At 30.8% G+C, this 13,189-nt stretch carries 9 protein-coding genes; 2 read left to right on the top strand and 7 right to left on the bottom strand.

Features of this window, described 5'->3' with window-relative positions:
* Positions 1-18 precede the first annotated feature (18 nt).
* From CLPA_RS08975 to CLPA_RS08950, 6 genes are all read right to left on the bottom strand, one after another.
* Positions 19-2,313, bottom strand: coding sequence for an AAA family ATPase (locus CLPA_RS08975; protein WP_003444057.1), 2,295 nt, complete (start codon positions 2,311-2,313; stop codon positions 19-21).
* A gap of 470 nt (positions 2,314-2,783) precedes the next feature.
* On the bottom strand, positions 2,784-3,731 hold the full coding sequence (locus CLPA_RS08970) for a M14 family metallopeptidase (protein WP_003444055.1): 948 nt from the start codon (positions 3,729-3,731) through the stop codon (positions 2,784-2,786).
* On the bottom strand, positions 3,709-4,701 hold the full coding sequence (locus CLPA_RS08965) for a M14 family metallopeptidase (RefSeq protein ID WP_003444053.1): 993 nt from the start codon (positions 4,699-4,701) through the stop codon (positions 3,709-3,711). Before CLPA_RS08965 ends, CLPA_RS08970 begins: the two co-directional genes overlap by 23 nt.
* The gene (locus CLPA_RS08960; protein ID WP_003444051.1) at positions 4,694-5,476 is read right to left on the bottom strand and encodes a transglutaminase-like domain-containing protein; all 783 of its coding nucleotides are present in this window, start codon (positions 5,474-5,476) and stop codon (positions 4,694-4,696) included. The genes CLPA_RS08965 and CLPA_RS08960 overlap by 8 nt, the downstream gene beginning before the upstream one ends.
* Complete coding sequence (locus tag CLPA_RS08955) at positions 5,473-6,150, bottom strand: alpha-E domain-containing protein (protein ID WP_003444049.1); 678 nt, start codon at positions 6,148-6,150, stop codon at positions 5,473-5,475. Before CLPA_RS08955 ends, CLPA_RS08960 begins: the two co-directional genes overlap by 4 nt.
* Positions 6,132-7,442 (bottom strand): circularly permuted type 2 ATP-grasp protein, encoded by a 1,311-nt coding sequence (locus CLPA_RS08950; protein WP_003444047.1) that lies wholly within the window; start codon positions 7,440-7,442, stop codon positions 6,132-6,134. The genes CLPA_RS08955 and CLPA_RS08950 overlap by 19 nt, the downstream gene beginning before the upstream one ends.
* 305 nt (positions 7,443-7,747) lie before the next feature.
* Between CLPA_RS08950 and CLPA_RS08945 the strand changes: the two genes are divergently transcribed.
* Complete coding sequence (locus CLPA_RS08945; protein ID WP_003444045.1) at positions 7,748-8,155, top strand: hypothetical protein; 408 nt, start codon at positions 7,748-7,750, stop codon at positions 8,153-8,155.
* 460 nt (positions 8,156-8,615) lie between these two features.
* Here CLPA_RS08945 and CLPA_RS08940 read toward each other — a convergent pair whose 3' ends face one another.
* Positions 8,616-11,162, bottom strand: coding sequence for a calcium-translocating P-type ATPase, PMCA-type (locus CLPA_RS08940; RefSeq protein ID WP_003444042.1), 2,547 nt, complete (start codon positions 11,160-11,162; stop codon positions 8,616-8,618).
* Positions 11,163-11,509: 347 nt separating this feature from the next.
* Between CLPA_RS08940 and CLPA_RS08935 the strand changes: the two genes are divergently transcribed.
* The gene (locus CLPA_RS08935; protein WP_003444040.1) at positions 11,510-13,153 is read left to right on the top strand and encodes a putative manganese-dependent inorganic diphosphatase; all 1,644 of its coding nucleotides are present in this window, start codon (positions 11,510-11,512) and stop codon (positions 13,151-13,153) included.
* The last annotated feature ends 36 nt before the right edge of the window (positions 13,154-13,189 follow it).

The raw sequence follows: 13,189 nt of genomic DNA, 5'->3' as shown, positions 1-13,189 counted from the left end.
TGGATTTACTTATACATTTTATTGTGAAGGTAATCTATACTTATTCATCTCATTTTCAGCAAACTTTATAATTTTGTATGAATCCAATGAGTCATTTCCCATCATTATATCCATGGCATCATATATATTCTCCATAGTATATATATGAAATTTATTACTTCTTATGGCCTCTTCAACTTCATCCTTGAGAATTATGCTGTCTATATTTCTCTCTGGTATTAATACTCCTTTACTGTCAACACTATCAAGTATTTTACATACATTAAAAAAGCCTTCAATTTTTTCATTAACTCCACCTATGGGCTGCACTTCACCAAATTGATCTATAGAACCGGTAACTGCCATATTCTGCCTTATGGGTATTCTGCTAAGAGATGAAATCATGCATAATACTTCTGCCACCGATGCACTATCCCCTTCTATTTTTCCATAAAGTTGTTCAAAACACAAATGAAAATCCACACTTAAACTTTTATAATTTCCCAAAGCATTATTTATCCATCCCTTTAATATATTGATAGATTTTGAATGAATATTTCCACTTAAATTGCTGTCTTTTTGAATATCAATAATATTTCCATTTCCCTTATAACAAGTACAAGTTATTCTATTAGGTTTTCCAAGGCTCATATATCCTGTATCAATCACAGATAAACCATTTATTTGACCAATCTTTTTATCTTTTACATCTAATAATATTTTATTTTCTTCATACATTTCAAGAATTTCATCTTCCAATATGCTAGAACCATAAATAGCATTTAATACATCTTCCCCTATAATCTTGTTTCTATTGTTCTTTTCTGAACTACTATTAGCCATCATCAATATTTTATCAATCTCTAGGCTGTCTAAATATAATTTATTTCTATTCTCAGCCTTCCTTGATAGATGCTTTGCCAATTTGTCTATGGCCAAAGAAGTCATGGATTTAATATTATTGTTTTTTAAACATCTTTTTATATAATTAAAAAAAATAGCTTTGTTTTTGCTGTTTATTCTTATATCTGATTTAAATTCTGCTTTGATTTTAAAAATATTTCTGAAATCATTATCATAATTGTATAACATATGATAAGTGTTATAATCACCAATTACAATAATTTTTTCTTTAATTCTTATAGGCTCTGGACTTAAACTATTTAATGTTATAAGTTCCAAGTAACCTTTACTGTAATTAAAAGTAACTTTTTCATTTAATAATACCTTTTTTAAATAATAATAGGCAGAAAGATTATTTACTAAATTATCCATCCTAATTATTAAACATCCTCCATTGGCCTTTAAAATTGATCCCGCCTTTATAAGATTCACATCTGTAATATAACTTCCATTATGATTTTCATATTCAATAGTTCCTATAAGATTGTTTAAATTAGGATCCTCCTCGTAGATAACTGGTGCATTCTTATTTTTGCTATTATCCACAAGCACATTTACAGCATATTTTGATATTATACTTATGATATTTTCTTCATCTTCTTCATAATTTATACTATAGTTGTCTATAACACTTTCTTCTATATCTTCAAACATATTTTTTATATACTCATATATCTTTTTATCATCTTCAAATCTTGCAATATACTCATCTTTGGATATATTCAACTTGCTGTCAAAGTAATCCTTAAATATATTTTTTATCTTTTGTATTTCCATCTTTTCTATATTTTTAAGCTCTTCTAATATATCCTTGGATGTACTTCTGAGTCTTTTTATTTTACTCAGTATACCTTCCTTTTCAGAGGCACTTAATACATCATAGTCACTTTCTGTCATCAGTTTATTTTCTTTCATTGGTATAAAACTAAAACCACCATCAGTGATTTTAATTTCAAAGCCTTCACTATGACTTCTTTCAATGAGAGTATCTATAAGTTCATTTTTCTTCCTTTGAATCCTATCTATTATTAATTCCTTTTCTTTATTACTGCTGCTATTATAAAAATTATATATAAAAGTCATATAGAGCTTTTTAATCTCTTCTACTGTTTCTTTAAATAGAATTCCCTTTCCGTTGTCAATAGTAATAGCTACCGGGGATTTTTCATCTTTACTTACCGCATAACAAATATCCTTAGGATTAATTTTATCCTTATATAGTTTTTTTACATATATAATAATATCATCTAACTTTTCTTTAGTAAAATTATCAACAATATAGACATTATATCCGTACTTATCAATATTAATTACCTGACTCAATTTGCTGTATATATCTTCATATTGAGGCATTATATTATTATCAAAATTTTCATCACCATCTATATGCACATTGTATATTACATCTTTAGGAGTTAATTCTCTTTTCATACTATCCCTCCCTGCTATTCATAAATATCCCATCATAATACTTTATAAAGAGAAGTTGCGTGGATTTATTTAAAGAATAAAATTAAACAATCTTCTTCTATCAATAAATCTTACTGAGTTAAAACTTATCCGATAACTCCCAGCTTCTATCAAAGTGGGAGATAAGGGCTGCTACGTCCCTCGTATAATGATTTCTAAGTTTCAGTTGTAGAAAAAAACTCCATCTGAAGCAAAGAACTCTGTTTATACAAATCTTCTGGCAGTGCTGTGTATAAAATTAAGCAAAAATTCCAGCAGCTACTATAGGATAAAAGATTCTATAATATAATAATATTCTTCTCATTAATGTTTAGGAACATTTTTATAACAATGTGCAAAATAAAATAGCTTATTCTAAAATAAATTTATAGAATAAGCTATTTTATTAATTCTATTGAGATTTTAAAAGTTACTAATTAATTTATTGAACTTTACATTTCTGATGGAATTATTTTATATACATATGTACTTTCATAGACAAAAGGACTATCGCATACAAAGAAAATCAAGCCATCTACACCAGCAAAAAGTTCTTCATGTACTGACCCATCATAGGGATCCATAATTCTTCCAAGCAATTCCCCTTTAATCACATGATGCCCAGCTCTTTTTATTCTCTGAAAAATTCCTCCTTTAGTTGAAATCACTGAAGAAACATATTTTGAATTAATCACCTCAGAAACAAATCCTTTTTCTACAGAACAATTACATACACCCATTTTATTTAAAAATCGTATTACAGCTCTAATAGCCATTTCTGCAGCAGATTCATCAATTTGTGTAGTCTTTCCAGCATAAAGTGAAAAGGCCGAGGTATTCCACAATTGCCAGTTATAATTTAAAGTAGTAGTGTCATAAGGCCTGCTGTCACGAATATACACATAAGGCAGTCCAAACTCCCTCCCAAGTTCAGCTTTTTCGTAACCTGTATGCATAATTCTAATATGAGGTATAAATTCACCAGGCATATAGTAACTTGGGAACTGTATTCCATAAGTATAATTTTTAACCTGTTCAAATACATTATAGGCAATTCTTTGGGTAGTTTCACCTAAATCATAGCCAGGAAACATTCTATTAATATCCGTATTATCTAAGGACCAAAATCTCTTATTAGTATTCATGGAATAATTATTTACTGTGGGAATTACTAATATCTGCTTATTTGAAGCTATTTTACCCTTTTCCTCCAGTTTTCTAAATACTTCTACTAGGCGAGAACAAACATATATCTGTTGTGCTTCATTTCCACGGGTAGCACCAACAATTGCACAGGCCTTTTCAGAATTTTTATTTTCATAATCACCAAATCTAAAAGCGGTAATTCTCATAGTATCTCTATAAGGAGACTCCAGTCTAAATATTATTTCCCTTTTCATTTGATATAATCTCCTCTCCAATCAACCTTGCTACAAGGGATCCTGTATAAACTATTGGATATTCCCTTAGGGTAAATACCATTCCATTACAGGGAGATATAAGTTTTTCTTTTATTTTTCCTTCTAAAGGATCCAATATATTTCCTATTTTATCTCCTTTTTTTACAGTTGTACAGTGATCTATAGATGGAACAAAAATACCTGAAGCAGAGGAATTCAAAAAGAACACTTCATGTTCCATTGAATTAATAGCTTTGCGATAACTATCAGCATTTTTAGTTTCTCCTGACCATATTTTTAATTTTTTCATAACATTAAATATACCCTTTAGAAGCTGATTTCCATAATCCTTTGTTATACGCATTCCAACACCCATTTCCACAACAATACAAGGTGTATCAATTATATTAAGTGAGTGACACAGGGTGGATTCAAGCACCGTGGCAGCAGGGTGAACCCATAAAAAATCTAAATTCAATAAATTTGCAATAGGAAGTAATCTATCTGCCATGTTCTCATTAATTCTAGCTTGAGGAATCTCCCGAAGAAAAATGTTACTAGCATGAATATCTATAACAATATCAGCACCTTTAAGGCTCTCCACAATATTATGAGCAATTCTTGTAATGGTTGAGCCATCAGACTTACCAGGAAATATACGATTCATATCAAGGTCAAAATTGGGAATACCTCTGGAAATAGAATCTATTCCCAGGGGATTTAAAGCTGGATAAATATCTATTATTCCTTGAATATGCTTCGGATCTTCCTGAAGTTTTTTTGAAAGTTCATAGCATATATACTGTCCTTCAAGTTCATCTCCATGAGTTCCCGTAACAATACAGATTCTTGGAAGCCTTTCAATATCATTTTCATTGATATTATCTGGTATATATCTGCATCGTTTAATTTCAAGTATCTCATCTACGGGAAGTTTTCTTGTAAAAACTGTTTCCACTTGTTTACCCATTGATTTCACCAACTTTAGCTGAAATTTCTATACTCTGCTTTACTTCTTTATTTACAGAAGTAAAGCATCCTCTTTCTACAATACAATCTAAACAATCACGACCACTGGAAATTTTAATATAACCATATTCTATAAACTTATCATTTGTAGGGTCTATACCATACCAAGTGCCATTATTATAGTATTCAACCCAAGCATGGGTCTTACCTTCACCTTCCATTAAACCCACACAATAACGAGCCGGAATCTTAAAATATCTCAAAATAGCAATGGTTATATGAGAATAATCCTGACATACTCCTTTTCTATTGTAAAAAGCTTCTTTTGCAGTGGTTTTTGTATTGGTGGATTCAGGTACATATTCTATTAAATTATGAACAGCATTACTTATTGCAAAGACCTTTTCATCTATATTCCCTTCTACTTGAATGTTATTTGCAAATTCTTCCATAGCTTTACCAATAGCGGTACTATTAGTTTCATATAAAAATATCCTGTCCAGTATCTCTGAAGATCTATATCTGCTAAGAAGTGCATTTCCCATAATTTTATACTGAAATATATGATGTTTAGGCTTAATAGTCCCTGAAAGAGTTTTATTTTCAAAAGAATCTCTATCATAGCTAAATTCTGCCTCTGGAGATATAGTTATTTTTTCATCATATATCTTTTGAAATTGATAATCTCCTGGTAGGCATCTTAACATAAAATGTTGACTTTCAATATTACTTTCAAATATTAATTTAGTAATAAAGGAGAATTCATATCTTTTCACTGTCCTACCTCCGCTTTTGATAATTCATCAATATATTTTTTAATATATTCATAATTTGAAGAATCTGTAATATTTAAAAAGTTTATATCCTGAAAAGTATTTTTATCCATTTTTAGATTTATGGCATACCTTAAAAGTCTATCCATTGTTGCTTTTTTTATATCTTTATTTTCTTCAAATCTATTATAAAGTTCTACCCTCTCTATATATTTTCCTGCCTTTATAAGATCTCTAGCATTATTTTCTAATATATAATCATCTACAGCTCCCCAAAATCCAATTAGATGGTCTGTAACTTTTTGAAGATTTACAATTATATATTCTTCTCTATTATGACATATATTAAGTACATTACAAGCAAGTTGAATATAGGATAGAGTTTTACTTGTAATTACATCTCTAAGAACTATTCCATTATCATAAGTTTTATTGAGATAATAAGCTATACTTATATCACTGGTTTCATCATATATAAAATTCTTTATAAAATCTGTTTTATTATCATATCTATTTACAATTCCAATTCTATTACAAAATTCCGAATAGGCCATGGGATTCTTGTCCACCATTTCATCATAAAAATGTCTAAGATATGAAATGGTAGTATATACTCTTTCTGCATATCTTCCCAGCCAATAAAGATAGTTTGCTCTATTTATTGAGATATTATCCATGTATCTTTAAAGCCTCCTCCCTGTGAAGAATTAACTACAAATGAATTTGGATTACGTGAAAATCTGGTAAGTCCGCTTTTCCATACACTAACATCTTTTCCGTGAATTACAAAAGCCCTAAGATCCGCCTTTCTAGGAACAGCTTCCTCACCCTCCAAAACCATAAGGTCTAAAAAGTCTATAACCTCCTGAGCTATAAATCTTCGAGGATTATCTATTATAATATTTCTTAAATTATTCCTTTCCTCCTTTGAAAGCTCACTTCCAAACACAACTCCATATCCACCAGATTCACTGACGTCTTTAATTACAAGCTTTTCTAGATTTTCAAGCACATACTTCTCATCTTCTTTGAAAAAAGGAAGATAAGTAGGTGCATTTTTTAAAATAGGATCTTCTCCCAAATAATAAGAAATCATTGCAGGGACAAAGTAATAAATTCCCTTATCATCAGCTATTCCATTTCCCGGTGCATTGACCAAAGCTACATTGCCTTTTTTATAAGCTTCCATAAGATGAGGAACACCAATTACAGAATCCTGCTGAAAAGCTATTGGATCTATATATTCATCGGATACTCTGTGATAAATAGCTCCAACCCTCTGTTTTCCACCGTTAAATTTATTATAATATACTACTCCGTTCTGCACCTGAAGATCTCCCGGGAAAGCAAGTACTGCACCCATTTTTTCTGCCAGATAGGAATGTTCAAAAAATGCTGAATTATATCTGCCAGGTGTCATAACCACATTGATTCCCCCACAATTTACTTCTTCCAGCATTTTAGAGAGAATAGAAGCATAATTTCTGTTTTCACACACCTTGTTCTTTTCAAAGGTTTCAGGACTTATACTCCTTGTAATTTCTCTTGCAATCATAGGATAAGAAGCCCCCGAAGGAATACGCAAATTGTCCTCCAATACATACCATCCATCCTTAGCTTCTACAAGATCTATACCGGCAACATGAGAATATATACCTTTTGGTGGAGTAATACCACAGCATTCAGCAAAAAATCCTTTAGAGGAATACACAAATTCCTCCGGTATTATTTTATCTCTCAAAATACATCTATTAGAATAAATATCTTTTAAAAATAAATTAAGAGCACACACTCGTTGAATTAATCCTTTTTCCAGAAGAGCAAATTTATCTGCCTCAATAATTCTAGGTATTGCATCAAAGGGAAACAGCTGTTCAATAAATTTATCATTTTTGTAAATACCAAATTTAACCCCATATCGCTCAAGCCATTCATTAACCAATTTGGTATGTTGGGTAAGCATTTTCAATTAAATCACTTCCTTTAAAGTTACTTTAGTATAATTTTTTAATATTTAATATTAATTTATTAAATTATCAATGATATTTTTGCGAATATTTTTATCTATATAAACAAAATATACTATCCACTAAAAAAAAGCAATAGTTCAATTTTATTGATATGCTTTACATAGTTATCCATAAAAGTGCTAATGATAATCACTGTACAGTTCATAATATATATTTAAAAAAGGTATATGTTATGATATAATTGTAATTATTATTGTATGTAAATATTATTATATAAAATATACTATTAAAAGGAGTCATAAGAATGGGTTTTAAAGAAAAAATACAAGATTATTATACAAAATCTTATCTAAAAAAATATGGAGATAGACTTACACAGGTACAAGGTAAGGTAATATCTGTTAAGCTTGAAGAGAAATCGATTTTATGGATTTTCCATAAGCTAATAGTTACTTTAATTATAAAACCCGATAGGAGCAAAAATATTACAAAATGTACTTATAAGAGAAATAAATGGTTTAAAAGGCCGGAGTTTATGACTATAAATCAAGGTAATCTTCTAATTGTACAGGGAGTAAAGGGGCCACGAGGCAAAGGAAATGGAGAAACTGTAGAAGTTATGAATATCAGAAATATGACCACAAAAAAAGATTTGGTAAAAATTGAAGGCAACACACCAAAAACCGTTAGGCAGATTAGAAGGTATAAGTGATTCCCTACATATGATATATAATTGTCCAGTTGTAATTTATACTATAATAAAGGCATTTTTATGGATAATTCAGTTAATATTTAAGGAATATAAATTTATATCATATGGCATCATTGATTTTTAAAATAAAAGAAGCTATTTTACAATGTATATATGCATTATAAGATAACTTCTTGTTTATTATACTTACTATTTTAACCTGACTAACTTGGCGTAAGTCTCCCACGCACTCTGTACAGCCCTCACACAAAATCAAAAAAAAGATTTTGGTTCTCTGCTTGCACTCTGTTAAAGCGACCAAATACAAAATAAATTTTGTTTTGTCTACTTTTCTTCAGGTGGGAGTTCGACGCCAAGTAGGCCATGCATTTGCAGTTCTAAAATTCAAGATGGGGTAAAAGAATCCCCACCTGAATTAAGAACTTGCTTCAATGAATATTTATTTCTCTTGATACAACATTTAGTTTTTATTGAAAAACAAATAAAGACTATTAATCATTGCTATAATACCCGAGAAAAACATTACTATAAGCCATTGACCTATATTTAAAGGATTTGTATGAAAAATTGTTCCGAAAAATGGTACATATATAACTACTATTAACATTATTATTGATATGGCTACAGCTCCCACCAGATATATATTTGTAAATAATTTTATTTCAAATATTGAATGCTTTTCTGACCTGCATTCAAATACATGTATCAGCTGAGACATTATAAGGGTTCCAAGAGCTACGGTTCTAGAGGTTTCAAGACTCATATGAAAAAACCTGCCTGATAGAAAAGCTAGTACCGTACAAACACCTATAAGGCTTCCTCTTATAATTATCTTTTCCTTCAGTCCCCTTGCAAATATACTTTCATTTTTATCTCTCGGCATCTCATACATTACATCTTTATCTGGTGGATCTACCCCTAATGCTATAGCTGGTAGTCCATCTGTTGCCAAATTCACCAGTAATATCTGTATAGGTAGCAAAGGAGTATCCAAATAAAGCAGTGATGCCAAAAACATGGTTATAACCTCTCCTAAGTTACAGGATAAAAGATATCTTATGAACTTCCTTATATTATTGTATATTACTCTCCCCTCTTCAACTGCAGATACAATAGTTGTAAAGTTATCATCCAAAAGTATCATGGAGCTTGCTTCTTTCGTAACATCAGTTCCAGATATGCCCATAGATATACCTATATCTGCTTCTTTAACTGCAGGAGCATCATTTACTCCATCTCCCGTCATGGCTACTATTTTATTTTTCTTTTTAAAGGCCTTTACTATTCTAAGTTTATGTTCAGGACTAACCCTTGCAAATATTTTAACTTTATTTATTGCCTCTGCCAGTTTCTTGTCATTTAGTCTATCCAGCTCCTCACCAGTTATAACTTCTGATATATGGCTGCATATATCTAGTTCTTTACCAATGGCAAAGGCCGTATTCTTATGATCTCCCGTTATCATTATCGGCTTTATCCCAGCTTCTTTGCACTTCAATACTGCTGGTTTAACTTCCTGTCTTGGAGGATCAATCATGCCCGCCAGACCTAAAAAGACAAGATCTTTCTCCTGATTATTCTGGGTAATAATACCTTTATCTTTATAGGCAGCGCCAATACACCTTAGGGCCCTATTTGCCATAGTATCCACTGCTGCTTGAACTTTACTCTTGTAACTATTGGTAAACAATTTTACTTCACCATCTATAAATATATACTTGCATCTTTCAATAATCCTCTCAGGTGCTCCTTTTACATATGAAATCTTATTGCCTCTATCATTTAAAATTACAGACATCATCTTTCTATTGGAATCAAAAGGTATTTCACTGATTCTATTAACCTTATTTAAAAATCTCTTCAGTTCATCTGCACTACTAAAAAATGCCTTAATTAAAGCTGTCTCTGTAGGGTCTCCCATAAGAGCTTTACTTATATCTTTTTCTTTATTATTTAAATCACTATCATTACAATAAGTAAACACCTTTTTTAATGGAGTCAACACTCTCTCATTAAAAGAGTTCTCACTATACATTTTTCCATTGTAATACATAGATTTTACAGTCATCATATTCTGCGTTAGTGTACCAGTTTTATCACTGCATATTATAGAGGTACAACCTAGAGTTTCTACTGCAGGAAGTTTTCTTATAAGAGAGTTTCTCTTAAGCATTCTTGATACCCCTAAAGCTAAAGCTACTGTTACTATAGCTGGTAATCCTTCTGGTATAGCTGCTACTGCAAGACTAACTCCAAGTAGAAACATCTGGTATTTATCCTGCCCTCTTATAATTCCAAGGGCTGTAACTATTATACATATAGCTATACACAGTACAACCAGCACTTTTCCCAAAGAAGATAATTTTTCTTTTAAAGGGGTCTTATCTTCATCTATATTTTGGAGTAAATTTGCTATTTTACCCATTTCTGTATTCATACCTGTTTCAATAACTCTGGCTTCGCCCTTGCCAGTAAGTACAATAGAGCCCATATATATGTTGTTATTTTCATTACTATCAGTCTTTTCTACTCCAATAGATTCCCCTGTGAGAAGTGATTCATCAACCTTTACATTGGATGCCTGTACAATAATAGCATCTGCCGGTATTCTATCACCACTCTCTATTATGATTAAATCACCAGGCACAAGATTTTCTGCATTTATTACTTGAATATCTCCATCTCTCATTACCTTTGCAGTTGGTGACGCCATATTTTTCAAGGCTTCAAGAGATTTTTCTGTTCTAAATTCCTGAATAAACCCTAAAATTGCATTCATAACAATTATGACTATTATAGTTATGGCATCTGCTTTTTCTCCCATTATTCCAGATATAACTGTAGCTCCTATCAGAACCCAAGTTATAAAATCATTAAATTGAGATAAAAATATACTGAAAGCAGATATAGTCTTCTTCTTTTCCAGTATATTTAATCCATATTTTTTTAGTCTGTCTTCCACCTCCTTACTCCTAAGTCCATTATAGATTTCCTTTTCATTAATCATTTTCTTTCCTCCTGCCTTAGTTATTAGCTTTCAAGCATTGCTTATTTATTACTTATTTTTCAGCTATATACCTTTACCCTTGTCCATTTCTATATAAATAATATATGTGAATACCTATAAGCTTTATGAAAAAAATTTAATTCTTTTACTTTACTTTTATAGAGGTAAATTATAAAATATAGTAAGGTAAATTGTAACAATAGCTCATATTACTAAGTCTTGAGGATTTTAAAGACTTCAAAACAGCTTTATTGATTTATCTTATAATTTTAATAATAAATATACAATTAAATGAAGAACAAAGGAGGGAGTTGCCAAAATACATAACCTTTTGGTAACAAGCATTTATGAAAGATGTAATTTACGTAACAGGGCATAAAAATCCAGACTCAGATTCCATATGTGCCGCTATAGCATATTCAGATTTTAAAAATAAGACAGGTAAAATAGAGGCAGTACCTCTAAGACTTGGAGAAATCAGCAGAGAAACTAAATTTATTCTAGATTACTTTGGAGTAAAAGAACCACAACTTAAAACTACTATGAAACTTCAGGTTTCAGATCTTACTTTTGACAATATTTCGCCAATATCTCCTGATATTTCTCTAAAAAAAGCTTGGTCTCTTATGAAAGAAAATAAAGTAAAATCCCTGCCTGTAGTTGACGAACAGGGAAAATTAAAGGGTCTTGCCTCAGTTTCAAATTTAGTATCTACTTATATTGACAATTGGGATGATAATATTCTTGCAAAATCTAAAACTAAAATAGACAATATACTTGATACATTATCTGCAAGAGCAATTTACTTAAGTAAAAATACTTCTAGTTTTCCTGGTAAAATTGTAGTTGCAGCAATGCTTCCAGTAAGCGCTGAAGAATATATCAATGAGGGTGATATAGTAATCTGCGGAGATAGAAAAGATACTCAATCCATCATTGTAGAAGCAAAAGCTTCTCTCATGATAGTAGCGGGAAATCATGTTGTAGATGAAAAAATAATTGAAAAGGCAAAAAAATCCGGTACTTCAATCATCTTAACTCCTTATGATTCCTTTACTACAACTAGACTTATAGTTCAAAGTATTCCTGTAAGTTACATACTTAATGATTCAGATATTATCACTTTCAATACCGATGACTATGTTGATGAAGTAAAAGATTCAATGATAAAAACAAGATACAGAAGTTATCCTGTACTTGATGAATCCAATAGAGTAGCAGGTACAATTTCACGTTATCATCTTATAGCAAAAGATAAAAAGAAACTTATACTGGTAGATCACAATGAAAAATCTCAAACAATAGATGGTCTTGAAGATGCAGAAATAATCGAAATTATAGATCACCATAGACTTGCAGATATACAGACAGGTTCACCTATATATTTCAGAAATCAGCCTGTAGGAAGTTCTTGTACTATAATTGGTTCTATCTTCTTTGAAAATGGTATAACACCTTCAAAGGAAATTGCAGGTCTTCTATGCGGAGCTATAATATCTGATACTCTATTATTCAGATCTCCAACTACTACTGATGTGGATAGAGAGATACTTGCTAAATTGGCTAAAATAGCTGAAATCGACCCTGAAGACTTTGCAACTGAAATGTTTAAGGCAGGTACTTCTCTGGAAGGTAAAACTGTAAGTGAAATATTCAACCAGGACTACAAGGTTTTCCACTTATCAGATTACAAAATAGGTGTATCTCAGGTTGGAACTATGGATCTTGAAGGCTTTGAACCTATGAAATCAGAAATGATAGATTACATGGAAGGTAAAGCTAAAGACGAAAATTTCAACATACTTTTGCTTCTCCTAACAGATATATTAAAAGGCGGATCTAAGCTTATTGCCGTAGGCCCAAATAAAGATATTGTTTCAAAGGCCTTTGGAGTTGAATTAGTTGACAATTGTGCTTATGCTCCAGGAGTACTTTCAAGAAAGAAACAGGTTATACCACCACTTACAAGTACAATTGAAAATTTAGATTAGTTAAAAATAACCTTTTTAAGATTAATACTGCATCTT

Origin of the sequence: Clostridium pasteurianum DSM 525 = ATCC 6013 (genome assembly GCF_000807255.1) — a bacterium.
In the GTDB taxonomy this organism is placed as follows: domain Bacteria; phylum Bacillota; class Clostridia; order Clostridiales; family Clostridiaceae; genus Clostridium_I; species Clostridium_I pasteurianum.
The sequence above is the reverse complement of the archived record's forward strand: the minus strand, read 5'-3'. Positions and strand labels throughout refer to the sequence as shown.

Coding starts and splice junctions, on each gene's coding strand:
- CLPA_RS08970 (WP_003444055.1), bottom strand. CDS start 3,731: ATGAAAAGGGAAATAATATTTAGACTGGAGTCTCCTTATAGAGATACT.
- CLPA_RS08935 (WP_003444040.1), top strand. CDS start 11,510: ATGAAAGATGTAATTTACGTAACAGGGCATAAAAATCCAGACTCAGAT.
- CLPA_RS08955 (WP_003444049.1), bottom strand. CDS start 6,150: ATGGATAATATCTCAATAAATAGAGCAAACTATCTTTATTGGCTGGGA.
- CLPA_RS08965 (WP_003444053.1), bottom strand. CDS start 4,701: ATGGGTAAACAAGTGGAAACAGTTTTTACAAGAAAACTTCCCGTAGAT.
- CLPA_RS08945 (WP_003444045.1), top strand. CDS start 7,748: ATGGGTTTTAAAGAAAAAATACAAGATTATTATACAAAATCTTATCTA.
- CLPA_RS08975 (WP_003444057.1), bottom strand. CDS start 2,313: ATGAAAAGAGAATTAACTCCTAAAGATGTAATATACAATGTGCATATA.
- CLPA_RS08940 (WP_003444042.1), bottom strand. CDS start 11,162: ATGATTAATGAAAAGGAAATCTATAATGGACTTAGGAGTAAGGAGGTG.